Source organism: Streptomyces pyxinicus (genome assembly GCF_024753135.1).
GTDB lineage: Bacteria > Actinomycetota > Actinomycetes > Streptomycetales > Streptomycetaceae > Streptomyces > Streptomyces pyxinicus.
On record NZ_JANUGP010000024.1, the window covers coordinates 84,284 to 107,267 of the forward strand.

Consider the following 22,984-nt stretch of genomic DNA (forward strand, 5'->3'; position numbering starts at 1 on the left):
GGGGAAGGGCTTTCCGACCGGGATGGACAAGAACTTACCGAGGCCTGTTCCGGCCATGTGTACGGCGGGTTTCACAGGTTTTCCACAGGGGTGGGGACGGTTCCCCGCGGGGCGGGGAGGGCGACCCGGGGAGTCCTCGCTATGACGTGTGGCGCAGTGCGCGCAGTCCGCGCAACCCGAGGACCCCGATGGCCGTCCCCCATACGAAGGAGGCGATCGCCAGCAGCAGGTGCACCCAGAAGTACGCGGTCGGGTGGCCGTCGTCGAAGGCGAGTCCGCTGCCGTCCTTGACCAGGTTCTTGACGAAAGTGATCCAGATGATCCAGCTCCACACCCCGAAGGCGAGCAGGAACCAGGAGACCGGGCGGCTGAGCTTCATGTCCCCAGTATCGCCGTCCCGTGTCCGGTTCCGCGCCGGGGGTGGCACGGGGCCGAAGACCGGCCGGCGATCGCTGCTGGTCACCTCCGCCGTCCTGCTGTCCCTGGCCGCCACCGGGCCCGCGGCCCTCGCCGCCCCGAGCCCCACCGCGAGCCCGACGGCCACACCGCCCGCGCGGATGTCGACCGTGGGCGGCGCCCGGCTCGGCATGCCCGGTACCCAGGTCGACCTGGCGCCCGGGGTGCCCGTGTTGCCCAAGGACCTGACGGCGCTGTCCTGGATGGTGTCCGACGCCGAGTCCGGCGAGGTGCTCGCCGCGCACAACGCGCACTGGCGGCTGCCCCCGGCGAGCACCCTGAAGATGCTGTTCGCGGACACCGTGCTGCCCCGCTTCCCCAAGGGCACCCGGCACAAGGTGGTCCCCTCGGACCTGACGGGCGTGGGCGCCGGCTCCAGCGTGGTCGGCATAAAGGAGGGCCACGCCTACTCCGTCCACGACCTGTGGCTCGGGGTGTTCCTGCGCTCGGGCAACGACGCCGTGCACGTGCTGTCGGCCATGAACGGCGGGGTCGCGCAGACGGTCCGGGACATGCGGGACCACGCCGGCGAACTCCGGGCCCAGGACACGCACGTGGTCTCGCCGGACGGCTACGACGAGCCGGGGCAGGTGTCGTCGGCGTACGACCTGACGCTGTTCGCCCGCTCCGGGCTCCAGAAGAAGGACTTCCGGGACTACTGCGCCACGGTGTCGGCGACGTTCGGGGACGCCGAGATCCGCAACACCAACCGGCTGCTCAGCGGCGACACCGACGTGCCCGTCTACCAGGGCATCGCGGGCGTGAAGAACGGCAACACCACGCACGCGGGCGCCACCTTCACCGGGGTCGCCGAGCGGGGCGGCAAGGTGCTGCTCGTCACGGTGATGAACCCGCAAAAGCACGAGCACAACGAGGTCTACAAGGAGAGCGCCAAGCTGTTCGACTGGGGCTTCCAGGCGGCCGGCAAGGTGAAACCGGTGGGTGAGCTGGTGCCGCCCAGGAGCGTCGCGCCGAACAGCGCCGCGCCCAGCCCCGGCGCGTCCCCGCAGCCGGCCTCGGGCGCGGGCGGCACCGGGTCCCGGCCGGTGGCGAGTTCCGCCGCGGGGACGGGCTCCGGTGTCGGCACCGCGCTGGCGGTCGCGGGCGGGCTGCTGGTGCTGCTCGGGGGCGGGGTGTTCCTGATCAACCGCCGGTGGCCGCTGCCGGACCTGATGCGCCGTCGGTCGCGCCCCTGACGCTCCGCTTCCCCGGCTCGCCCCCCGGGTGCCCGTCCGCCGCCGGCTTCTCGGGCGGTGCCTGCGGGGGTGCGTGCTCCGCGGGCACTTCCTCCTCCTTGCTGCCCGTCGCCGTCCAGGCCGCGCAGAACAGGACGAGTTTCGCGGTGAAGTTGATCCACAGCAGCAGCGCGACGGGGACGCCGAACGCGCCGTACATGCTCTTCGCGGCGACGCCCTGGATGTAGCCGCTGAGGAGGAGTTTGAGGAGTTCGAAGCCGATCGCGCCGAGCAGCGCGGCCACCAGCAGGCGGTGGCGCCCCGGCTCGACGCCGGGCAGCAGGGTCAGGACGTAGAGCAGGACGAGGAAGTCGGCGAGCACGGCGACGGCGAAGGCGATGACCTGGAGCAGGGCGCTGCCCCAGCCGTGCTCCTGGAGGCCGATCTGCCGGGAGAGCCAGCCTATGGCCGCCGAGGCGAGCGTGGACGCGGCGAGCGTGACCAGCAGGGCGCCGCCGAGGCCGAGCAGGATGCCGGCGTCCTTGCCCTTGGTGACGAACGGGTTCTCCTCCCGGTCGGGCAGCTCCCAGACCGCGCGCAGGCAGTCCCGGGTCTGGCCGACCCAGCCGACGCCGGTGAACAGCAGCAGGGCGCCCGCGATGACCCCGACCGTGCCGGCGTTCTGCACCAGGGTGCCGATGTCGAGCTGCTGGGACAGGCCCGGGAACTGCTCGCCGATCTTGGCCTCGACCGTCTTCTGGCGGCCGGGGCTCAGCGTGGCGGCGGTGATCGCGGCGGCCACGGTGAGCAGCGGGAACAGGGCGACGAAGCTGACGAAGGTCATCGCGGCGGCCAGCCGGGTCCACTTGACGCGGTCCAGCCGCTCGTAGCTCCGCCACGCGTGCGTGATCATCAGCCGGGTGACGATCGGCCCGATGCCGGGCAACCGCTTCAGCCAGTCCATGATCGGTACTTGCCCTCGGTGGCCCCGTCCACACCGCTGAAATGACGTCAATATCAGGGGACATCGCACTAATCACCCGTCTTGGGGAGGTCACGGGATGTTTTGTAACTAATCGCTGATATATGGGCGATACGGTCACCGGCATGTCCGAAGACACCGTTTCCGTCGCCCGCCTCGTCCGCCCGCGCAGTTACGAGGAGGCCGCGGCGGCCGTCCGCGACAGCGGGGCGCGCGGCACCCTCCCCGGCGGTCCGGGGCGGGCGTACGGCGACGCGGCGCGCAACGCCGGCGGCGCGGTCCTCGACCTGACCGGCCTCGACCGGGTGCACGTGGTCGACGCGGACGAGGGCATCGTCCTGTGCGACGCCGGCGTGCCCCTGCACCGGCTGGCGGGGGTGCTGCTCCCGCTCGGCTGGCTGCCGCCGGTCATGACCGGCGACCGTGGGGTCACCGTCGGCGGGGCGATCGCCGCCGACCTGCATGGCCGCGACCACCATGTCTCCGGCTCCTTCTGCCGCCAGGTGCTGTCCCTGGAGATGCTCACCGCCGACGGCGAGGTCCGCACGGTCACCCCGGACACCGAGCTGTTCGAGGCGACGGCGGGCGGCATGGGGCTGACCGGGATCGTGCTGACGGCCACCTTCCGGCTGCTGCCGGTCGAGACGCCGTACCTGACGGTCGACACCGAGCGCGCCGCCGACCTGGACGCGCTGCTGGCCCGGATGGCCGAGGGCGACCACCGGCACCGCTACGCGGCCGCCCGGATCGACCTGACGGGCCGCGGGACGGCGACCGGGCGCGGGGTGCTCGTCCGGGCCGACCACACGCCTCTCGACGCCCTGGACGGCCCCGGCGGCCTCCGCGACCGGGGCACGCGCGCGTGGCGGCGGCTCCAGGCCCTGCGCCCGCGCCCCCTGCACCAGCGGGCCGCCGTGGCGGGCGACGTCTGGTACCGGGCGGCGCCCCGCGCGCGCACCGGTGAGATCCGGCGGCTGTCCGGCTTCTTCCACCCCCTCGACGGCACCCAGCAGTGGGGACGGCAATGGGCGCAGCAGTGGAGCCGGCCGTACGGCCGGGGCGGCGGCCTGGTGCGCTACCGGTTCGCGCTCGGCCACGGCCGGGAGGAGGCCCTGCACCGGGTCGTCGGACGCCTCACCGCCCTGCCCGGACCCACCCTCCCGGCCGTACTCCAGCACCTCGGGGACGCCGGGACCGGCTGGCTCTCCTTCCCGCTGCCCGGCTGGAGCCTCACCGTGGACCTGCCGGCCGCGCTGCCCGGACTCGCCGTCCTCCTCGACGAACTGGACGCGGAGGTCGCGGCGTCCGGCGGGCGGGTGGCCCTCGCCGGGGACGGCCGGCTGCGTCCCGACCTGCTCGACACGATGTACCCGCGCGCGGCCGGCTTCCGGGCCCTGCGGGCGCGCTGCGACCCACGCGGCGTGTTCACCTCCGACCTCGCCCGCCGACTCGGCCTCTGAGGCCGCGTGCCCCCGCCCCGCCGATCCCCTGGAGCTGTCGTGAAGGACGCCTTCGGTCTCCCCCAGTCCCTGCTCGTCCTCGGCGGTACGTCCGAGATCGCGCTCGCCACCGCGCGCCGGCTGGTCGCGCGCCGCGCCCGTACCGTGTGGCTGGCCGGCCGGCCCTCCCCCGCGCTGGAGGAGGCCGCCGGGAGCCTGCGGGCGCTCGGCGCGGACGTGCGCACTGTCGCCTTCGACGCGCTCGACCCCGAGTCCCACGAGACGGCCCTCGGCAAGGTGTTCGCCGAGGGCGACATCGACCTGGTGCTGCTCGCCTTCGGGGTGCCGGGCGACCAGGCCCACGACGAACGCGACCCGGTGCGCGCCGTACGGGTCGCCCAGACCAACTACACCGGGGCCGTCTCCGCCGGTCTGGTCGCCGCCCGCGCCCTCCAGGCCCAGGGCCACGGCTCGCTGGTGGTGCTGTCCTCCGTCGCCGGTGAGCGGCCCCGGCGCGCCGACTTCATCTACGGCTCCAGCAAGGCGGGCCTGGACGCCTTCGCGCACGGTCTGGGCGACGCCCTGCACGGCACCGGCGTGCACGTGATGGTCGTCCGCCCCGGAACCGTCCGTACGGCGCGGACGGCGGGCCGGGCCGCCGCCCCGCTGGACACCACGCCGGGCGCGGTGGCCGCGGCGATCGAACTGGGGCTGCGGCGCCGCTCGGAGACGGTGTGGGTGCCCGGCCTGCTGCGGCCGGTGATGTCGGCGCTGCGGCACGCGCCCCGCTCGCTGTACCGCAGGCTGCCCCTCTGAGGGTCTGAGGGGATCAGCGGCTGGCGATGGTGCCGCGCTCGGCGTCGGCGTGGCCGGCCTGGGTCGGCACCACGGCGCCGCCGAAGGGGTATTCGCGCAGCTTGCGCCAGACGCCGTCGGTGCCCTGCTGGTAGAGCGCGAAGCCGGTGCAGGGCCACTCGGCCGCGTAGCCGGACAGCTCCTCGAAGGCGCGGTCCATGGCCGCGTCGTCGATGCCGTGCGCGACGGTGACGTGCGGGTGGTACGGGAACTGCAGCTCGCGCGGCACCGGCCCCGAGGCGTCCCGCACCCGCTGCTGGAGCCGGGCACAGGCCTCGGCGCCCTCGACGACCCGGATGAAGACCACCGGGGAGAGGGGGCGGAAGGTGTCGGTGCCGGACAGCCGCATCGGGAACGGGCGGCCCGCCGCGGCGACCACGCTGAGGTGCGCCTCCACGGCCGGCAGGTCGGACTCCTCGACCTCGGTCGGCGGAAGCAGCGTGACGTGCGTGGCGATGCAGTGGGCGGCGGGGTCGCCGAAGCCCGCGCGCCGCTCCTGGAGCAGGCTGCCGTGAGGCTCCGGGACCGCGATCGACACGCCGATCGTTACGGTCCCCACGTCGTCTCCTGTCGTCGCGTCTGTGGTGTTCTCAGTCGTCGGTGTTCCCAGTCGTCCGGGTATCGACATCCGGCTATCGACTGTACGGCTATGACTGTCCTGTGGGCAGGCGCGACGGAAGTGATGTGCAGCGCTCTGCCCGTGCGGACGGGTGTGCGGGGGTGCGGTCGTGCGCCCTGGTGCGGCTAGTGCTTCGCGGGCAGGAATCCCACGCGGTCGTACGCCTGCGCGAGGGTCTCGGCGGCGACGGCCCGGGCCTTCTCCGCGCCCTTGGCCAGGATCGAGTCCAGGGTCTCGGAGTCGTCCAGGTACTGCTGGGTGCGCTCGCGGAACGGTGTCACGAACTCGACCATGATCTCGGCGAGATCGGTCTTGAGCGCGCCGTACATCTTGCCCTCGTACTCCCGCTCCAGCTCGGCGATGGTGCGGCCGGTGAGGGTGGAGTGGATCGTGAGGAGGTTGCTGACGCCGGGCTTGCTCGCGGTGTCGTAGCGGATCACCGTGTCGGTGTCGGTGACGGCGCTCTTGACCTTCTTCGCGGTCGTCCTGGGCTCGTCGAGGAGGTTGATCAGGCCCTTCGGCGTGGACGCCGACTTGCTCATCTTGACCGTCGGGTCCTGGAGGTCGTAGATCTTCGCCGTCTCGCGCAGGATGTACGGCTTCGGGACCGTGAAGGTGGGTCCGAAACGGCCGTTGAACCGCTCGGCGAGGTCGCGGGTCAGCTCGATGTGCTGGCGCTGGTCCTCGCCGACCGGGACCTCGTGGGCCTGGTAGAGCAGGATGTCGGCGACCTGGAGGACCGGGTACGTGAAGAGGCCGACGGAGGCGCGGTCGGCGCCCTGCTTGGCGGACTTGTCCTTGAACTGGGTCATGCGGGAGGCCTCGCCGAAGCCGGTGAGGCAGTTCATGACCCAGGCCAGCTGGGCGTGCTCGGGGACGTGGCTCTGCACGAAGAGGGTGCAGCGGTCGGGGTCCAGGCCGGCGGCGAGGAGCTGGGCGGCGGCCAGGCGGGTGTTGGCCCGCAGTTCCTTCGGGTCCTGCGGGATGGTGATCGCGTGCAGGTCGACGACCATGTAGAACGCGTCGTGGGACTCCTGGAGGGCCACCCACTGGCGGACGGCGCCGAGGTAGTTGCCGAGGTGGAACGAGCCGGCGGTGGGCTGGATGCCGGAGAGCACGCGGGGTCGGTCAGTCGCCATGCTCACCATTCTCTCAGGTTCGGGGGGCGGCTCCGGAACGGGTGTGGACAACACCGGGTTCTTGTGGGGGGCTCCGGTTCTACGCCCGTCTTCGGGGACGCCCGTCTTGGGGGGCTCCGGTTCTACGCCCGTCTTCGGGGACGCCGGTCTTGAGGGCTCCGGTTCTACGCCCGTCCCGGCACCGCTCGCCCGTCCGGGCACCCGGCATCCCGCCCACCGCCCCAGGGGGCTCCGCCCCCTGGACCCCCGGCCTACGCCCACCCACCACCCGACTCGGTCGGCCAGGAGGTGACCCCGCCGCGCCGCCCTCGGCACCGGTCGCGCGACTCGGCCGATCGAGACGGGGGCCCGCCGATGGGAGCGGAAGCCGCAAGCCGTCCCGCAACCGACACGGCCAGGGAGTCGGGCCGGTAGAGGCGGGCGGCCGGGTGCCGCAAAGCCGCTCCGGACTCCGGCGCCCGGGACCGCCGCCGCGACCGCCCCCTGGCCCCCGGCCTACGCCCACCCACCACCCCACCCGGTCGGCCGAGAGGCGACCCCGCCGCGCCGCCCTCGGCACCGGTCGCGCGACTCGGCCGATCGAGACGGGGCCCGCCGATGGGAGCGGGAGCCGCAAGCCGTCCCGCAACCGACACGGCCAGGGAGTGGGGCCGACAGGGGCGGGCGGTCGGGTGCCGGAAAGCCGCTCCGGACTCCGGCGCCCGGGACCGCCGCCGCGACCGTCCCCTGGACCCCGTTGCCACCCGGCTCGGTCGGCCGGGGCGTGGGGTGGTCAGGCCAGGTCGATTTCCGGGTAGAGGGGGAAGCCCGCTACCAGGTCGGAGGCGCGGTGGGAGATTTCGTCGGCGAGTTTCGGGTCCAGGGTGTGGGAGGCCTTGGAGGGGGTGCCGGACTTGGTCGTGCCGGGTTCGGTGGTGGTGAGGACGCGGTCGATGAGGGCGGCGACCTCGTCCATCTCCGCGGTGCCGAGGCCCCGGGTGGTGAGGGCGGGGGTGCCGACGCGGATGCCGGAGGTGTACCAGGCGCCGTTCGGGTCGGCCGGGATGGCGTTGCGGTTGGTGACGATGCCCGAGTCGAGGAGGGCGGCCTCCGCTTGGCGGCCGGTGAGGCCGTAGGAGGCGGCGACGTCGATCAGGTTGAGGTGGTTGTCGGTGCCGCCGGTCACCAGGGTGGCGCCCCGCCGCTTCAGGCCCTCCGCGAGCGCGCGGGAGTTGTCCACGATGCGCTGGGCGTAGTCCTGGAAGGCGGGCTGCCGGGCCTCGGCGAGGGCGACGGCCTTGGCGGCCATGACGTGCGGGAGGGGGCCGCCCAGCACCATCGGGCAGCCCCGGTCGACCTGGTCCTTGAGGGAGTCGTCGCACAGCACCATGCCGCCGCGCGGGCCGCGCAGCGACTTGTGGGTGGTGGTGGTGACGATCTGCGCGTGCGGGACCGGGTCGAAGTCGCCGGTGAGGACCTTGCCCGCGACCAGGCCCGCGAAGTGCGCCATGTCGACCATCAGCGTCGCGCCGACCTCGTCGGCGATCTCCCGCATGATCCGGAAGTTCACCAGCCGGGGGTAGGCCGAGTAGCCCGCCACGATGATCAGCGGCTTGAACTCGCGGGCCTGGGCGCGCAGCGCGTCGTAGTCGATGAGGCCGGTGGCCGGGTCGGTGCCGTAGGAGCGCTGGTCGAACATCTTGCCGGAGATGTTCGGGCGGAAGCCGTGCGTGAGGTGGCCGCCCGCGTCCAGGGACATGCCGAGCATCCGCTGGTTGCCGAAGGCGGTCCGCAGCTCGGCCCAGTCGGACTCGGAGAGGTCGTTGACCTGGCGGGCGCCGGCCTTCTCCAGGAACGGCACCTCCACCCGGTCGGCGAGGACGGCCCAGAAGGCGACGAGGTTGGCGTCGATGCCGGAGTGCGGCTGGACGTAGGCGTGCCGGGCGCCGAAGAGTTCGCGGGCGTGCTCGGCGGCCAGGGACTCCACGGTGTCGACGTTGCGGCAGCCGGCGTAGAAGCGGCGGCCGACCGTGCCCTCGGCGTACTTGTCGCTGAACCAGTTGCCCATCGCCAGCAGGGTGGCCGGGGAGGCGTAGTTCTCCGAGGCGATCAGCTTGAGCATCTCGCGCTGGTCGGCGACCTCCTGGCCGATGGCGTCGGCGACGCGCGGCTCGACGGAGCGGATCACGTCGAGGGCGGCGCGGAAAGCGGTGGACTCGGTGGAGCGGGACTCGGTGGAGCGGGGCTGCTGCTCGGGCATGGGGACCTCCGGACGGTGTGCGTACGGCATTCGCGTTCGGCCCAGGCGCACGGCACTGATGTTCCGCGGGCCGCTCCCCGATGGTCCGTCCCATCCCAGCGCGCCAGTCACGGCCCGCCGTCAGCCTACCGGCCACGCCGGGTCCGGCAGGTCCCGCGTCCACCATGCGAGCGAGCGTATGAAGGGGGTGAGCGCCGTACCCGGGAGGCCCTGTGAGCACCGCTGACGACCTGATCGCCGCCGCCGGCGCGCACAGCGCGCCCACCTACGCCCCGCTGCCGGTGGTGATCGCCACCGGGGAGGGCGCGTGGGTGACGGACGTGGCGGGGCGCCGGTACCTCGACCTGCTGGCGGGCTACTCCGCGCTGAACTTCGGGCACGGCCACCCCCGGCTGCTCCGGGCCGCGCGGGCGCAGCTCGAACGGGTGACGCTGACGTCCCGGGCCTTCCACCACGACCGGTTCGCCGCGTTCTGCACGGAGCTGGCCGAGCTGTGCGGGATGGAGATGGTGCTGCCGGCCAATACGGGCGCGGAGGCGGTGGAGAGCGCGGTCAAGACGGCCCGCAAGTGGGGGTACCGGGTGAAGGGGGTGCCCCCGGAGATGGCGAAGATCGTCGTGGCGGGCGGCAACTTCCACGGCCGTACGACGACCGTGGTCAGCTTCTCGACGGACCCGGAGGCGCGGGCCGACTTCGGGCCGTACACGCCCGGCTTCCAGATCGTGCCGTACGGGGACCTGACGGCGCTGCGGGCCGCGCTGACCGAGAACACGGTGGCGGTGCTGCTGGAGCCGGTCCAGGGCGAGTCGGGGGTGATCGTGCCGCCGGCCGGCTATCTGCCGGGGGTGCGGGAGCTGACCCGGGAGCGGGACGTGCTGTTCGTCGCCGACGAGGTGCAGTCGGGGCTCGGCCGGACCGGGCGGACCTTCGCGTGCGAGCACGAGGGCGTGGTGCCGGACGTGTACGTGCTGGGCAAGGCGCTGGGCGGCGGGATCCTGCCGGTGTCGGCGGTGGTGGCGAACGCCGAGGTGCTCGGCGTGTTCCGGCCGGGCGAGCACGGGTCGACGTTCGGCGGGAACCCGCTGGCCTGTGCGGTGGCGCTGGAGGTGATCGCGATGCTGCGCACCGGCGAGTACCAGGCGCGGGCGGCCGAGCTGGGCGCGCGGATGCACCGCTACCTCGGGGACCTGCTCGGCACGGGCGCGGTCACGGCGGTGCGCGGGCGCGGACTGTGGGCCGGGGTGGACGTCGCCCCGGCGGTCGGCACCGGCCGGGAGGTGTCGGAACGGCTGGCGGAGCGGGGCGTGCTGGTCAAGGACACCCACGGGGCCACCGTCCGGTTCTCCCCGCCGCTGGTGATCGGCGAGGAGGACCTGGACGGGGGCCTCGAACGGTTCACGGAGACGGTGCTGGGCGGCCTCAGAGGATGACGTGCGGCAGGAAGCGGGCGTACTCGTCGGTGACCAGGCCCGCGGACTCCCGGATGCCGAGGCCGGCGGACTCGCCGCGCACCACCCAGGCGCCCAGCACGACGTGGTTGCCGTCGAAGGCGGGCAGCGGCGCGAACTCCTGGTGGCAGCAGGGTTCGTCGCGCGGGGCGGGCGCGCTGCCGGGCGGGTGGATGGTGACGCCCTCGCCCTCGCGGCCGAGCAGCGGCTTGCTGACCCAGCCGGCCGTGGCGGCGAGTTCGCGGGGGCCGTCCAGGTAGGCGGGCAGCAGGTTCGGGTGGCCGGGGTACAGCTCCCAGAGGACCGCCAGCAGGGCCTTGTTGCTGAGCAGCATCTTCCAGGCCGGTTCGATCCACAGGGTGCTGCCGGTGCCGCCGCCGTTGTCGAGGGTGTCCAGGACGTGCCCGGCGAACGCGTCCGTGGTCAGCCACTCCCAGGGGTAGAGCTTGAAAATGCTTCTGATGAACCGAAGTTGGTTGTCGACGAAGCGGCCGGAGAGGGTGTCCCAGCCGATCTCCTCCATCGCAAGCCAGTCGGTGTCGAGGCCGGCCTGCTCGGCGGTCTCCTTCAGGTAGGCGACCGTCATCAGGTCCTCGCCGAGTTCGTCGGCGGCGGAGTGCGCGAAGTGCAGCGGGGCGCCCGGCGGCAGCAGCGGGGCCTGCGCGCGCCAGGCGTCGACCAGCCGTTCGTGCAGGGAGTTCCACTGGTCGGCGCCCGGGAAGCGGTCCTCCATCCAGAACCACTGCGGGGAGGCGGCCTCCACGAGGGAGGTCGGGGTGTCGGCGTTGTACTCCAGGAGCTTCGCCGGTCCGGTGCCGTCGTAGCGCAGGTCGAAACGGCCGTACAGGGAGGGGAGTTCGGCACGGCGGTGCCAGGACTCGGCGACGGCGGCGGCCACGCGCGGGTCGGTGATCCCGAGGTCGGCGAACCGGTCCTCCGCGACGATGTGCCCGGCCGCCGCGAGGCACATGCGGTGCAGTTCCTCGACGGTCTCCTCCAGCGCCTCGACCTCGGGCAGGGAGAAGACGTAGCAGGCGCTCTCGTCCCAGTAGGGGCGCAGCGAGCCGTCGGGCAGCCGGGTGAGCGGGTAGACCAGCCCCTGTTCCTCGACGGTGCGCTGCCAGTCGGGGCGGGGGGTGAGGGTACGGCGTTCCATGTCAGGGGTCCGTGGTCGGCCGTCAGCCCCCGGAGCCGCCCTTGCCGCCGCCCCCGAAGCCGCCCCGGTGCACGCCGCCGGATCCCTTGCCGGACTTGGTGAAGGAGCCGTCCCCCACGTAACCGCCGCTCTTGCTGCCGCCGTAGTACCACGTGCCGTGGGAACCTGAGCTGCCGGACTTGCAGTTCTTGTCGGAGACGACCTTGTAGCCCTTGCCCTGGGTGTAGCTGTCGCGGTCCACGCAGCGCTTGTCCGGGTCGGACGAGCAGGCGGTCAGGGCGGTGGCGAGCAGGCCCACACCGCCGAGCACGACCGTGCCGGAGCGCAGGCGCCTACGTATGCGTGTGCGTGGCTGAACTGTGGTCATGTCGTCGTGTCTCCCCGTGATGGCGTGGCCGGTTGTGTCATCGATGTCGATCCGGTCGCCCGGAACAGGGTAGAGACCGGCGGTAACGGCCGTACAGGGGGGCCGGATGGATCACCACTGGCCTAGAGTCGCTTTGTGTTGTTCGGAATGATGTGTGCCCTCGGGGCGGCGGTCTGCTACGGCACCGCGACGGTGTTGCAGGCGATGGCGGCGCGGGCGGCGGGCTCGGACGAGGTCGGGGGCGGGGGCGGGGACGCGGCGCTGCTGCTGCGCGCGCTGCGGCAGTGGCGGTATCTGGTCGGCCTGGCGTTGGACGGCCTCGGCTTCCTCCTGCAGATCGCCGCGCTGCGCTCGGTGCCGATCTACGCGGTCGGCGCGGCGCTGGCGGCCAGCCTCGCGGTGACGGCCGTGGTGGCGGCGCGGCTGCTGCGGGTCCGGCTGAGCGGTCTTGAGTGGGGCGCCGTGGGAGTGGTGTGCGCGGGCCTCGGGATGCTCGGGCTGGCCTCGGGCACGGAGGGCGAGCGGACCGGCCCCGACTGGCTGCCGTACGCGATGGTCGCGGTGGCGGTGGCCGTACTGCTGCTGGGCGCGGTCGCCGGGCGGCTGTCGGGCCGGCCGCGCGCACTGCTGATGGGCCTGGGCGCCGGGTTCGGTTTCGGGGTGGTGGAGGTGACGGTACGGCTGATCGACTCGCTGCGCCCGGCCGACCTGCTGGCCAACCCTGCGGCGTACGCCCTGCTGCTGGGCGGTGCCGCCGCGTTCCTGCTGCTCACCTCGGCCCTCCAGCGCGGCTCGGTGACGACCGCCACGGCCGGGCTGGTCATCGGCGAGACGGTCGGCCCGGCGCTGGTCGGCGTCGTATGGCTCGGCGACCGCACGAGGGAGGGGCTGGGCTGGCTGGCGGTGCTGGGCTTCGCGGTGGCGGTGACGGGGGCGCTGCTGCTGGCGCGGTTCGGGGAGGCCCCGGCGACGGCGGAGACCTGAGGCGCCCCGGCCTACGGCAACACCCGGCACAGTGCCTCCAGCGCCCCCGCCCAGGCGCTGTCCGGCGGGGTGCCGTAGCCGACGACCAGGGCGTCCACCTGCTCGGCGACGGCCTCCGGGTGCCGGTGGAAGGCCAGCCCCGGCAGGGCGAGCCCCTGCCAGGCCGCCGCCTGGACGACCGTCCGCTCGGTGCCGGGCGGCAACCGCAGTACGGCGTGCAGGCCGGCCGAGATCCCGGTGACCCGGACCTCGGGCGCCCGTGCGGCCACGGCCGCGGCGAGGGCGTCACGGCGGCGCCGGTACCGCAGCCGGGAGGCGCGCACGTGCCGGTCGTAGGCACCGGAGGTGAGGAACTCGGCGAGGGTGAGCTGCTCCAGCACGCCGACGGTGTCGACGCCTCCCTTGACGGCGAGCGCCTCCTCGGTGAGGGCCGGGGGCAGCACCATCCAGCCCAGCCGCAGTCCCGGGGCGAGGGACTTGCTGGCGGTGCCGAGATAGACCACGTGGTCGGGGTCGAGGCCCTGGAGCGCGCCGACGGTCTGGCGGTCGTAACGGAACTCGCCGTCGTAGTCGTCCTCCAGGACCAGCCCGCCGGTGCGCCGGGCCCAGTCCACGACGGCCGCCCGCCGGTCGGGGTGAAGCGCCGTGCCCATCGGGAACTGGTGGGCGGGCGTGAGCAGTACGGCGCCCTCGTCCCCCAACGGGCCCGGATCGGTGCCGAGTTCGTCGTACGGCAGCGCGGGCGTGCCGAGGCCGGCGCCGTGCAGCAGTGCCCGGTGGGCGTCGAGGCCGTACGACTCGACGGCCACCGCCCGCGCCCCGCGCGCGGCGAGCAGGGTGCCGACGAGACGCAGGGCGTGCGCGAACCCGGAGGTGACCAGCACGGTGTCCGGATCGGCGCGCACACCCCGGGCGCGGGCCAGGTACCCGGCGAGTGCGACGCGCAGCTCGGGCCGGCCGCGCGGGTCGCCGTAGCCGAGGGCGTCGTGCGGGGCGGCGGCCAGGGCGCGACGGGCGGCCCTGAGCCACTCGGCACGGGGGAAGGAGGCGAGGTCGGGGCTTCCCGGGATCAGACTGAGCGCCGGGCGCTCCGGCACCCGGCGCCGGGGAGCCGTGGCCGGCCCGGCAGTGGGCTGCGCGGCGGCCCGCTCCGCCACCCGGGTGCCGGACCCCTGCCGTGCCGTCAGCCACCCCTCGGCGACCAGGTCGCCGTACGCCTCGGCGACGGTGTTCCGGGCGATCCCGAGATCGGCGGCGAGCGAACGGGATGAGGGCAGCCGGGTCCCGGGCGCGAGCCGCCCGGTCCGGACCGCGTCCCGCAGGGCATCGGTCAGTCCGCGCCGCAGTCCGCCCGTACCGGCGGGTTCGAGGTGCAGGTCGACACCGAGGGTGGCCCACTGTTCTGACATGGGGAGGGACCTTACTCCTGGGCAACCTGGGATAGGCCCCTTGACCGAATAAGCCGAGTGCGTGACGCTCAAGCAATCCGCCAATCCGCCAATCCGCTGCAATCGGATCGGCACAGGAGAGGCCATGCGCTTGCGTCCTACGGGCGACCGAGGAGGCGGTGACGGCGTGCTTGATCCAGTACATCCCCCGGCCGGACGGAGGCACCGCCGATGAAGCCTCCGGCACGTGAGCCGTTGTCTCGTGCCCGACGGACCGCGATCCACCTGGAGGTGCGTGATCAGTACGCGAGTACGGACCCTGATTTCCTCGCATGGCGCGAGGGCCGCCGCACCTTCACTCCGGACAACCGCGCCGACTGGTGGGAGGGCTGGCACGACGCGGTGCACGGTGCCGTTTCGCGCGGGGTCACGGTTCGTCGTGCCCGTGTGGTCTCCGAGCCTCTGACCGAATATGTGCGGTGGGAACACGCGTATGCCCTGACCAATGTCGCCGCCGGCGAGGAAGTTCGTTGGCTTCCCCGACGCCAAGCAAGAGATCTCGCGGTACCTGCCGTGGATTTCTGGGTCTTCGACGGTGAGTTGGTGCTGTTCCATCACTTCAGCGGGGACGGCGTCCTGATGGAGCGCGAGTACGTCACCGACGCATCCTTGGCCGCCTGGTGCACTGGCGCATTCGATGCCATCTGGGAACGAGCCACGCCTCACGAGGAGTACAAGCCGGTCTAACAGCACCGGTCTCCGCATCGACTACTACGTGGGGGTCGGCTTCCTGGACTTCGCGCCTCGGCCGGGAAGCGGGACGTTACGTGGTTTCCCGTTCCGTCAACCGTGATCGCTTGACCCGCACGCCCGGCCCTCCACTGCCCGACGATCTATGCGACGGGTCGCGGCACCTTCTTGGTACAGGGCGAGACGCCGAGCGACCACGAGCGACTACTCCAGAAGGCCATCCGTGACAAGCTCATCCAAGACCCTCAGCGACCTGTTCGACTCCTTCCAGCGTGAGGCGTTCCGCCTGGAAACCCTGGACGACTACAGCAAGTCCGGGAACGTCGACGCGTATCAGGCATACCTGGCGGGAGAGTCGCAGCCCGAAAATTACAACGCCGGATGGGTAGACGAACTCCGCTCGCACACCGAGAGCGGGAAGCGGGTCTATCGGGTGCACATTCTGTCGCGCCCACTGACGGATTATCTTCGCTTCGAACTCGGGTGGGGCTACCGGAAGAACATGACCGGCGGCGAAGAGTTCTTCATCCTCGACGTCACGGACAAGCCCAACCCCTTGGCCGGCGTCCCGGACTTCTGGTGCTTCGATTCCGGGTCCGTGGCCGTGATGAACTACGACGGGACGGGAAAGTACCTGGGCTCGGACGTGCTGGACCCGGGACGAGCGGCGGAGTTCACTGGATACCGCGACGCGGCACTCACCGCCGCACAACCTTTCTCCGATTGGTGGGCCGAGTACGGGGCGTGAATCGATTCGTCACTGCTCCAACCGGGTCAACCAGGACAGGCTTAAGGGGCTGAGAGAGGCGCTCCGAGCAGGCTAGGGATGAACGGTTCCCTTCACCAGAGGAGATTCATCGCCATGCAACTCCGCCACACCCTGGGCGCGGCAGCCGGCGCGCTCCTGCTCGCTCTGGTCGTACCGACCTCCGCGCACGCGGCCACCGGCGATTTCGTGTACCGGACCTCCACCGGCCATGAGTCCGGCCTGGCCAACCCGAGGAGCGGCGTCTGCACCAACCTCGCCGGCACCAGCGCTGAACACCCCGGCCACTCGCCCTGGAACCTGACCAACTCCACCGCGACGGTGTTCCTTGAGCCCGACTGCGAAGGCGACACCTTCTACGTCATGAACCCCGGCAAGAAGCTCGGCAGCCGCCTGAAGCTCAGCTCTGTCGTCTTCTCCTGACCGAGCGGCAGCACGGTGTGCGCAGGTGCCCGCCTCCAACAGGCGGGCACCTGTATGGCCCGATACCGCGTTCCAGACCCGCGCAGACGCAGCAGGCGAGATCGACTGGCTGGTCAGCGTGGATTCGACCAGCGTGCGCGCCCACCAGCACGCGGTGGGCGCGCGCACCGGCCAGTGGCCCGCTGGCGAACCGGCAGACCACGCCGAGGGAGTAACGCCGGTCGCCCGCCCGCATTCGCCCCTGAGGGTTACAAGATCCGCAACACCGCATCTGGGCAAGAACACGGTCCACGAGACATGTCGGCCGACGACTCACGCCCACGGGTCTATGCGACTTCGTGACTAGCCGACGGACCACCCTTGCCCGGCGGACGTCACGTTCCGTAGTTTGCTGACCACATAGACCGGAAGGGGGCTCAGTGGACGAACTGCGGGTGATCGCGGGCGGCCCGTGCAGGAGCGACGATGACGACAAGTGCGGGAACGGAGACTGTCCGACCGTGTACGCCACCCCGGAGCCGGGCATGCTGGCCGTTCAGGGCTACGACGTGACCCACTCGGCACCGGAGGGCGAGTCGGTCGTACTGATCCCGGAAGACATCCTCAAGGAGGCTGCGCGTGCCCGCGGATGGCTCTGATCCCGTCCTGCTGGACGGCGACGAGTGGCAGGCGTACTTCCGGAACTTCAAGCGCTCCGCGTTCCGACTGGAAGTCCACCAGACCTACACCATGCCCGCGGAGGCGGAGACGGTCCGTGACTTCCTCGGCGGGGTACCGATGCCCGAGGGTTTCAACGAGTCATGGCACCAGACGATCCGCGACCACGCCGCGGCCGGCCGGACGATGACCCGCGCCAAGATCGTGCGGCGACCGCTCACGCCGTACAGCCGCTACCTGTTCGAGTGGTGCATCCCGGGAAACGTCGCGGCCGGGGAGAACTACCACATAGTCGATCTGACCGAACAGTCGGACCCCGGACTGCCCGAGCAGGACTTCTGGCTGTTCGATGAGTCGACCGTGGTGCATCTCAACTACCGCCCCGACGGGACACAGATCAATCGAGAGCTGATCCAGAACGCCGATATCGCCAAGTATCTCGCCTGGCGAGATCTCGCACTAGAAAGTGCTGTTCCGTTCCGTGCCTATCGAACCTGAGGCGCAAGCAAGAGAGCGGAAGGATCTGGCGGAGGCTCTTCGGGGTCTCCGCCACGCTTCTGGTCTCAGCGGTGAACGTCTGGCGTTGCGCTGCAATATGAGCCAGACAAAAATCAGCCGCATCGAGACCGGCCGCGCTCTGCCGACGGTCCTCGATGTCGAACGAATTCTCAAAGCGCTCGCTGTACCGAACGAGGTGTCCGAGGAACTTCTTCGGCTGGCGCGCCGAGCCAATGTCGACTATGCCTCCTGGCGCACCTACGCGCGAGTCGGCCTGTACCACAAGCAGGCCGAACTGAAAGCCCTGGAGTCTTCCTCACGGGTCATGCGGCACTTCCTCCCAGCCATCCCAACGGGCCTGCTGCATGTGCGCGAGTACGCCGTCGAGACCCTTTCGCCCACGGTGGCCAGTGACCCGGCCCGCGACGTTGCACGAGCCGTCCAGGCCCGAATGGACCGGAAAGCCATTCTGGACGACACATCACGTTCTTTCTGGTTCCTCATGACGGAGCAAGCCGTCAGGTGGCAACGAGCGACCGCCGAGGCCATGGCGGCTCAGTGCTCCCACATGGCCGAGGTCAACAGGAAGCCCAACGTCGAGATCGGCATAGTGCCGCAAGGGGTGTACGTTTCCGGCACTCCGATGAACATCTTTGTGATCTACGATGACCGCCTCGTCACTGTCGAACTGTTTTCCGGCGAAGTCATACTGCGCGACCCCCGAGACATAACCCAGCACCGTGGTCTGTTCGAACTTTTCTGGTCGCATGCTTTGACGGGCGACGACGCTTCCGCCTTCCTCGAAGAGGCAGCCGACGACTTCATGCATCAACGTAACTAACCCTCTGCGCAGACTCCTTGAGGGTCCATGATGGAGTTGAGGGAAACCGCAGGCAATATCCCGCTGCATTGTTTTCCTTTCTCCTCCTCATTGGACCGTGATCAGTTGATCAGGAAGGTGCAGAGATGCAGAACGGAACCGACCTGTACGGGCTCGACATCGGCGGGGCCTCGTTCGTGAAGGCGTGCGGGGGAAACACCCACCCGGACGGCGAGTCGTGCGTGACCCTGGCCCTGATCGGTGACGACGCCTGAGCACTGGGCGACAGCAAGCGGCCCGACGCGCAGCCGCTGCGGTTCACCACGGCGGAGCTCGGCGCGGCCGGGATCGACCCCGCGCGCTTCGGCCTGAGCGCCTGATCCTCCGGCCTCTCCCCCAACCGGCTCCGGTCCGCCCCTCTCGACGGGATCGGGGCCGGTTGGTCTTTCGACCGACAACACGGAGCGGGAGCGACAGGTGCACCATCACGGCTACCTCTGGACCGGTCCCAAAGGGCGCTTCGACCAGGAAGCGCTACGACGGCCCCCGCACCCTGAGCCACCCCCCGCCGGAAGCCGGCCGGAACTGATTCAGCGGTACCGCGAGGTGGCGGCGGAATTCCCGACCGTCGACCTACCGCCCCTTGAAACGGCGTACTGGCTCGTCAAGCCCCGCTCCCTCGTTCGGGGCACGTGGGAGGAGGCCAAGGAGGCCGCGTCATGGCTCGGTGAACGGCTGGCCGAGTACGCGCCCCGGTTCGCCTCGGAGAGGGAACGAGACACCGCGCACCTGGCTCGGCTGGTGAACACCGCCGCCGAACAACTGCGTTCGGGCGCTGACGTGTCGTACGGCTTCTACCTGGAACGTCCCTCGTACCTGTCCCTGGCAGCAGTCACCTGTTCCCCGAACCGCGCGAACACTGAACTGACCTGTCCAGTCGCCTAGTCTCCTCGGCCAGCCCCGGCGCAGCTCGCCTCGCCCCTCCCAGGGGGGCGAGCTGCGACCCTTGTCCCGTCCCTCCGGTCAGAGGGTGCGGGCGTCGCCGTGCTTGACTCCCGCCACGAACGACTGGAACGCGGCGGCAGCCAGACGCAGCACCGGGCCGCCCTGGAGCTTGGAGTCACGGACCGGGACCACGCCGAGCGCGTCGGCAAGGTTCGTGGCGGCCTCCAGGCAGTTGCCGCCGTTGTTGCTGTAGGAGGACTTGAACCAGCGAGGGGAGTCGGTCGTCACGCGGTGCCCTTTCGTCAAGGCGGACAGTCCTGTCAGACGCTCCGGGAGTCGCCCACCTTGATGCCCGCCACGAACGACTGGAACGCGGCGGCGGGCAGACGCAGCACCGGGCCGCTCTGGAGCTTGGAGTCACGGACGGGGACCATGCCGTGCGACGCGGCGAGGCCGAAGGCGACCTCGACACACGCGCCGCCGTTGTCGCTGTACGAGGACTTGAACCAGTGGAGGGGTTCGTTCGTCACGGAGTGCCCTTTCGTAACTGGCTGATGAGAGCCACGGTTGCAGTCTGGTGGAGTGCTTCGGCCTGTAGCTGATGGTAGGCGGTCAACATGGGCACCACAGAGACGATCTCACGGTCCATGTGTCCCTGCGTTTGCGACTCCGCGTAAGCGACCAAGGAGCGGTCGGGCAGCGTCAGCAAGTGCACCGGGAGATTGAAGGTCCGCCGCTCCCCTATATCGAAGGGCGCGATTTGCAGCACCGAGTTCGGGAGAGCGGCGAACTCGGCCAGCCGCTCGAACTGCGCCTCCATGACCGAAGGTCCGCCGATGGGCCGCCGCACGCAGCTCTCGTCCATGACGACGAAGATCATGGGAGGCCGAGCCCGCAGCAGCGCCTGCTGTCGTTCCGCGAGGAACGACACCCGTTCGTCGGCCTGTTCGGGGGTGATCGCACCGCGTCGCACCGCGCTGTCGGCGAGTACGCGGGCGTAGTCCGGTGTCTGGAGCAGTCCCGGGATGATCCCGATCTCGTAGAGCCGGATCTCGACGGCGCGGCCCTCGTAGCCCACGTACTCCGAGAAGCCCTCCAGCAGCGCGCCGTGCTTCAGCTCGCGCCATTTGCGCTGGAAGAGGTCGCCGGTACCCAGCGCGCGGTCCGCACTGAGCGCGAAGCGCCAGGTCGGCATCTTGCGGCTGGTTTCGACCGCCGAAATATGCGTGCTGGAGTATTCCATGCGCGCGGAGAGGTCTTCCTGCTTCCAGCCCTTCTCTTCCCTGGAACTGCGCAACAGCGCCCCGTAGGCCGCCTGGGGGCTGCTCTCGGGCCGTAGTTCCTTGCGATTGACCATCTCGGCACCAACTCCTCCGCCGGAACTGACACGTTGAGGAGCTTCTGACTCTAGGCCAACCTGAACTCGCTTGGTAGTGGAATCGCTACGGAGAGGAGTGGCCATGCCTGCCGTCGGAACGCTCATGGTGGACACCGGTCACGGGGACAAGGTCGGCGAGTTCCGCGGAGTCGCCGGCCCCTACTGGTCGCTGCGGCCGGTCGGCGGAGGCGTCGAGTGGGACGCGGACCCCGCGCTGGTGCGCCCGGCGAACGACACGGAGCGCGTACAGGCCAGGACGTCGTACGTGAACAGGCGGAGCCGTGACGAGGCCTGGGTGCGGGGTGAGTTGGGGTGAAAGCGGGAAGTTTCGTCTGCCGGGTCGTCGCGGAGGGGCAGGTGTACGGGCGGGATCTGCGGGTGCCGTTCGTGCTCGGTGCGGTCGAGACGGTCTCGCCGGAGCTGGCGCTGCGGTGGCTCACGCGCCAGGCGCTGCGGATCGCCGACGGGCTCGATCCCGACCCCCGGCGGACGGAATGGCTACCGGTGGCGTTCGCTCGTGAGGTCCCGCCGGGATGGGACGCGCCCGCGACTCTGCGTGGGTGGGCCGGGGATCCGCTGGCGCGGGAGGTGGCGCTGGCTCGGCTCAAGCGGGACGCCCGTCCCCTGTTCGTGGTCGGCGAGGACCATGACTGCCGTTACACGCTGTCCGTGTCGCCGCGCAGTGTCGGGCGGAGCGGCAGGTGGGGGCCGTGAGGCGTCCGGCCAGGAAGCCGGACACCACGGCGCTCAGGGCCGCCGTTGCGGACAAGGACGCGATCATCAGCCGCTACCGGGCCCGCGAACCCATGCGGGCGATCGCCGCCGACTACCGCGTCTCGGAGTCGTGGCTCCGGGACCGGCTCGACGCCTGGGGAGTGCCCCGGCGCCCGCCCCACGAGGCCCATCTGCACCGCCGTCCCGTCGGGCACGTCTACCGGGGGCGTTCCGCCCGGCCCCGGACGAGCGAGGAAGTGCGGGAGGCGAAGGCCCGGTTCGATGCCCGCCGGGACGCCGTGGTCCGGCGCTATCTCGCGGGCGAGTCCGCCCTGGCCCTCGCCCGCGCGTTCGCCCTCCAGCCGGGGTGGGTCAGGGATCGGCTGGACGACTGGGGTGTCCCGCGCCGTGACGCCGTCACCGCCGCCGCGCTGGCGCGGTACGGGAAGGCGGCTGGCGGGACGGGAGGGCGTGCGGGCGAAGTGGCCCATGGATTCGGCCTCGAAATGGACCAGAACACTGGGCAGCCCCGCTCCTAGGGTCGAGGTATGAGCACTGAGAACAGCGTCGAGTACGCACCCGAGCACATCCCCCGACTCGCCCTGCCCGAGCACGCGCCCGAGGCGTACAAGGCGATGGTCCGGCTGGACGCCGCCGCGCGGCGGGGGCTGGACGCGCGGTTGCTGGAGCTGGTGAAGATCCGGGCCTCGCAGCTGAACCACTGCGCGTTCTGCCTGGACATGCACACCAAGGACGCGCTCGCGGCCGGGGAGAGCGTGGAGCGGATCGTGCAGTTGAGCGCGTGGGAGGAGTCGCGGCACTTCTACACCGAGAAGGAACTGGCGGCGATCGAGCTGACCGAGGCGGTGACCGTGCTGACGGACGGGTTCGTGCCGGACGAGGTGTACGAGCGGGCCGCCAAGCAGTTCGGGGAGGGGGAGCTGGCGCAGCTGATCGTCGCCATCGCCGTCATCAACACGTGGAACCGGTTCGCCGTGACCACTCGGATGGTGCCGGGGCACTATCAGGCCGGACAGCACGGGTGAGTCCCGCTCCGGTGGAGGTGTTCCGGGCCTTGCATCGGCGGGCGGTGCCGGCGGAGCCGTTGGTGCTGCCCGGGCCCTGGGACGCGGCCAGTGCGCGGGTGTTCGAGGCGGCCGGGTTTCCGGCGCTGGCCACGCCCAGTGCCGGGGTGGCCGCCGCGCTCGGGTACGAGGACGGGGGGACCCCGGTCGACGAGATGTTCGCGGCGGTCGGGCGGATCGCCCGGGCCGTGGACGTGCCGGTGTCGGCCGATGTCGAGGGCGGGTACGGGCTCGCGGCGGCGGAGCTGGTCGAGCGGCTGGTGGAGGCGGGGGTGGTGGGGTGCAATCTGGAGGACGGGGAGGACGGCCGTCTCAAAGACGCTCGTGCGCACGCTGAGTTTCTCGGGGAGGTGTGTGCCGCCGCCGCTGGGCGGGTCTTCGTCAACGCGCGCGTCGATACGTTCGTGCACGGGGACGGCGACCCTGAACGGGCCGTCGAGCGGGCCGCATTGTACGTGGCGGCCGGTGCCGAGTGCGTGTTCCCGATCCTCGCCCCCGTCGCCGTACTGCCCCTGCTGCGGGCCGGGATCGAGGGGCCGCTGAACGTGCTGGCCCCGGCGGACGCGGACGGCCCCGCGCTCGCCGCGCTCGGCGAACTCGGGGCCGCCCGGGTCACGTTCGGGCCGGGGCTTCAGCGGCGGGCGGCCGGGGCACTGCGGGAGATCGCCGCCGGCCTCACCGCGTGAGGCACCGGGTGAGGC

28 protein-coding genes, 2 pseudogenes and 1 riboswitch are annotated in these 22,984 nt (G+C 71.4%); of the genes and pseudogenes, 19 read left to right on the forward strand and 11 right to left on the reverse strand.

Annotated elements, in window-relative coordinates; translation table 11 throughout:
* Positions 1 to 139: 139 nt before the first annotated feature.
* Entirely contained in the window at positions 140 to 379 is a 240-nt protein-coding gene (locus NX794_RS26485) for an SCO4848 family membrane protein (protein ID WP_258781514.1), read from the reverse strand.
* Between NX794_RS26485 and NX794_RS26490 the strand changes: the two genes are divergently transcribed.
* Entirely contained in the window at positions 378 to 1,652 is a 1,275-nt protein-coding gene (locus NX794_RS26490) for a D-alanyl-D-alanine carboxypeptidase family protein (RefSeq protein ID WP_346434229.1), read from the forward strand. The two genes, NX794_RS26485 and NX794_RS26490, sit on opposite strands and share 2 nt — an antisense overlap.
* On the opposite strand, the gene NX794_RS26495 is transcribed toward NX794_RS26490, so the two are convergent.
* Positions 1,600 to 2,595, reverse strand: a complete 996-nt coding sequence (locus tag NX794_RS26495) for a YihY/virulence factor BrkB family protein (protein WP_258781516.1) — start codon at positions 2,593 to 2,595, stop codon at positions 1,600 to 1,602. The genes NX794_RS26490 and NX794_RS26495 overlap by 53 nt on opposite strands.
* A gap of 143 nt (positions 2,596 to 2,738) precedes the next feature.
* Between NX794_RS26495 and NX794_RS26500 the strand changes: the two genes are divergently transcribed.
* Both NX794_RS26500 and dprE2 read left to right on the forward strand, forming a co-directional pair.
* Complete coding sequence (locus tag NX794_RS26500) at positions 2,739 to 4,073, forward strand: FAD-binding oxidoreductase (RefSeq protein ID WP_258781518.1); 1,335 nt, start codon at positions 2,739 to 2,741, stop codon at positions 4,071 to 4,073.
* Between the two features lie 39 nt (positions 4,074 to 4,112).
* A complete protein-coding gene (gene dprE2, locus NX794_RS26505; RefSeq protein WP_258781520.1) occupies positions 4,113 to 4,868 on the forward strand; it encodes a decaprenylphospho-beta-D-erythro-pentofuranosid-2-ulose 2-reductase in 756 nt (251 codons plus the stop codon).
* 13 nt (positions 4,869 to 4,881) lie between these two features.
* Here the strand turns inward: dprE2 and NX794_RS26510 are convergent, their stop codons facing one another.
* The 3 genes from NX794_RS26510 to NX794_RS26520 all read right to left on the reverse strand — a co-directional run bounded on the left by NX794_RS26510 (position 4,882) and on the right by NX794_RS26520 (position 8,904).
* A complete protein-coding gene (locus tag NX794_RS26510) occupies positions 4,882 to 5,466 on the reverse strand; it encodes a 2'-5' RNA ligase family protein (protein ID WP_258781521.1) in 585 nt (194 codons plus the stop codon).
* 185 nt (positions 5,467 to 5,651) lie between these two features.
* Positions 5,652 to 6,665 (reverse strand): tryptophan--tRNA ligase, encoded by a 1,014-nt coding sequence (gene trpS, locus NX794_RS26515; protein WP_258781522.1) that lies wholly within the window; start codon positions 6,663 to 6,665, stop codon positions 5,652 to 5,654.
* A gap of 772 nt (positions 6,666 to 7,437) precedes the next feature.
* Complete coding sequence (locus NX794_RS26520) at positions 7,438 to 8,904, reverse strand: glycine hydroxymethyltransferase (RefSeq protein ID WP_258781523.1); 1,467 nt, start codon at positions 8,902 to 8,904, stop codon at positions 7,438 to 7,440.
* 32 nt (positions 8,905 to 8,936) lie between these two features.
* A riboswitch (ZMP/ZTP riboswitch) is annotated at positions 8,937 to 9,025 on the reverse strand.
* Between the two features lie 91 nt (positions 9,026 to 9,116).
* On the opposite strand from NX794_RS26520, the gene rocD reads away from it, so the two are divergent.
* Positions 9,117 to 10,334 carry an ornithine--oxo-acid transaminase gene (gene rocD, locus NX794_RS26525; protein ID WP_258781524.1) on the forward strand — a complete coding sequence of 406 codons (1,218 nt, stop codon included), beginning with the start codon at positions 9,117 to 9,119 and terminating at the stop codon, positions 10,332 to 10,334.
* Here the strand turns inward: rocD and NX794_RS26530 are convergent.
* Both NX794_RS26530 and NX794_RS26535 read right to left on the reverse strand, forming a co-directional pair.
* Positions 10,324 to 11,508 (reverse strand): glutathionylspermidine synthase family protein, encoded by a 1,185-nt coding sequence (locus tag NX794_RS26530; RefSeq protein ID WP_258781525.1) that lies wholly within the window; start codon positions 11,506 to 11,508, stop codon positions 10,324 to 10,326. The genes rocD and NX794_RS26530 overlap by 11 nt on opposite strands.
* Before the next feature lie 22 nt (positions 11,509 to 11,530).
* Complete coding sequence (locus NX794_RS26535) at positions 11,531 to 11,875, reverse strand: hypothetical protein (RefSeq protein WP_258781526.1); 345 nt, start codon at positions 11,873 to 11,875, stop codon at positions 11,531 to 11,533.
* Positions 11,876 to 12,022: 147 nt separating this feature from the next.
* Between NX794_RS26535 and NX794_RS26540 the strand changes: the two genes are divergently transcribed.
* A complete protein-coding gene (locus tag NX794_RS26540; protein ID WP_258781585.1) occupies positions 12,023 to 12,859 on the forward strand; it encodes a DMT family protein in 837 nt (278 codons plus the stop codon).
* A gap of 11 nt (positions 12,860 to 12,870) precedes the next feature.
* On the opposite strand, the gene pdxR is transcribed toward NX794_RS26540, so the two are convergent.
* Positions 12,871 to 14,268, reverse strand: a complete 1,398-nt coding sequence (gene pdxR / locus NX794_RS26545) for a MocR-like pyridoxine biosynthesis transcription factor PdxR (RefSeq protein WP_258781527.1) — start codon at positions 14,266 to 14,268, stop codon at positions 12,871 to 12,873.
* Between the two features lie 210 nt (positions 14,269 to 14,478).
* Between pdxR and NX794_RS26550 the strand changes: the two genes are divergently transcribed.
* From NX794_RS26550 to NX794_RS26590, 9 genes and pseudogenes are all read left to right on the forward strand, one after another.
* Positions 14,479 to 14,994: a DUF6879 family protein gene (locus NX794_RS26550; RefSeq protein ID WP_258781529.1), complete on the forward strand. Its 516-nt coding sequence runs from the start codon at positions 14,479 to 14,481 to the stop codon at positions 14,992 to 14,994.
* Between the two features lie 226 nt (positions 14,995 to 15,220).
* Positions 15,221 to 15,745 (forward strand): DUF6879 family protein, encoded by a 525-nt coding sequence (locus NX794_RS26555; protein WP_258781530.1) that lies wholly within the window; start codon positions 15,221 to 15,223, stop codon positions 15,743 to 15,745.
* A 114-nt stretch (positions 15,746 to 15,859) separates the two neighbouring features.
* Entirely contained in the window at positions 15,860 to 16,186 is a 327-nt protein-coding gene (locus NX794_RS26560) for a hypothetical protein (RefSeq protein WP_258781531.1), read from the forward strand.
* 73 nt (positions 16,187 to 16,259) lie between these two features.
* Positions 16,260 to 16,397, forward strand: a pseudogene (locus NX794_RS26565) (IS5/IS1182 family transposase); the annotation flags it as partial.
* 289 nt (positions 16,398 to 16,686) lie between these two features.
* Positions 16,687 to 16,824, forward strand: a complete 138-nt coding sequence (locus NX794_RS26570) for a hypothetical protein (protein ID WP_309506024.1) — start codon at positions 16,687 to 16,689, stop codon at positions 16,822 to 16,824.
* Positions 16,805 to 17,341: a DUF6879 family protein gene (locus NX794_RS26575; protein ID WP_258781532.1), complete on the forward strand. Its 537-nt coding sequence runs from the start codon at positions 16,805 to 16,807 to the stop codon at positions 17,339 to 17,341. The genes NX794_RS26570 and NX794_RS26575 overlap by 20 nt, the downstream gene beginning before the upstream one ends.
* The gene (locus NX794_RS26580) at positions 17,325 to 18,182 is read left to right on the forward strand and encodes a helix-turn-helix domain-containing protein (RefSeq protein WP_258781533.1); all 858 of its coding nucleotides are present in this window, start codon (positions 17,325 to 17,327) and stop codon (positions 18,180 to 18,182) included. Before NX794_RS26575 ends, NX794_RS26580 begins: the two co-directional genes overlap by 17 nt.
* Before the next feature lie 125 nt (positions 18,183 to 18,307).
* Positions 18,308 to 18,541, forward strand: a pseudogene (locus tag NX794_RS26585) (DUF397 domain-containing protein).
* A 97-nt stretch (positions 18,542 to 18,638) separates the two neighbouring features.
* Complete coding sequence (locus NX794_RS26590) at positions 18,639 to 19,106, forward strand: hypothetical protein (protein ID WP_258781534.1); 468 nt, start codon at positions 18,639 to 18,641, stop codon at positions 19,104 to 19,106.
* A gap of 78 nt (positions 19,107 to 19,184) precedes the next feature.
* On the opposite strand, the gene NX794_RS26595 is transcribed toward NX794_RS26590, so the two are convergent.
* The 3 genes from NX794_RS26595 to NX794_RS26605 are packed head-to-tail and all read right to left on the reverse strand — an operon-like array spanning position 19,185 to position 20,463.
* Entirely contained in the window at positions 19,185 to 19,394 is a 210-nt protein-coding gene (locus NX794_RS26595) for a DUF397 domain-containing protein (RefSeq protein ID WP_258781535.1), read from the reverse strand.
* Between the two features lie 32 nt (positions 19,395 to 19,426).
* Positions 19,427 to 19,636 (reverse strand): DUF397 domain-containing protein, encoded by a 210-nt coding sequence (locus tag NX794_RS26600; protein ID WP_258781536.1) that lies wholly within the window; start codon positions 19,634 to 19,636, stop codon positions 19,427 to 19,429.
* A complete protein-coding gene (locus NX794_RS26605) occupies positions 19,633 to 20,463 on the reverse strand; it encodes a helix-turn-helix domain-containing protein (RefSeq protein ID WP_258781537.1) in 831 nt (276 codons plus the stop codon). The genes NX794_RS26600 and NX794_RS26605 overlap by 4 nt, the downstream gene beginning before the upstream one ends.
* A 103-nt stretch (positions 20,464 to 20,566) precedes the next feature.
* Between NX794_RS26605 and NX794_RS26610 the strand changes: the two genes are divergently transcribed.
* From NX794_RS26610 to NX794_RS26630, 5 genes are read left to right on the forward strand one after another with little or no spacing between them, the layout of a single operon-like run.
* Positions 20,567 to 20,800 (forward strand): hypothetical protein, encoded by a 234-nt coding sequence (locus NX794_RS26610; RefSeq protein ID WP_258781538.1) that lies wholly within the window; start codon positions 20,567 to 20,569, stop codon positions 20,798 to 20,800.
* Positions 20,797 to 21,198, forward strand: coding sequence for a hypothetical protein (locus tag NX794_RS26615; RefSeq protein ID WP_258781540.1), 402 nt, complete (start codon positions 20,797 to 20,799; stop codon positions 21,196 to 21,198). Before NX794_RS26610 ends, NX794_RS26615 begins: the two co-directional genes overlap by 4 nt.
* Complete coding sequence (locus NX794_RS26620) at positions 21,195 to 21,737, forward strand: hypothetical protein (protein WP_258781542.1); 543 nt, start codon at positions 21,195 to 21,197, stop codon at positions 21,735 to 21,737. The genes NX794_RS26615 and NX794_RS26620 overlap by 4 nt, the downstream gene beginning before the upstream one ends.
* A 9-nt stretch (positions 21,738 to 21,746) precedes the next feature.
* Positions 21,747 to 22,244: a carboxymuconolactone decarboxylase family protein gene (locus NX794_RS26625; protein WP_258781544.1), complete on the forward strand. Its 498-nt coding sequence runs from the start codon at positions 21,747 to 21,749 to the stop codon at positions 22,242 to 22,244.
* Between the two features lie 29 nt (positions 22,245 to 22,273).
* Positions 22,274 to 22,969 carry an isocitrate lyase/PEP mutase family protein gene (locus NX794_RS26630; RefSeq protein WP_258781545.1) on the forward strand — a complete coding sequence of 232 codons (696 nt, stop codon included), beginning with the start codon at positions 22,274 to 22,276 and terminating at the stop codon, positions 22,967 to 22,969.
* Positions 22,970 to 22,984: the final 15 nt, after the last annotated feature.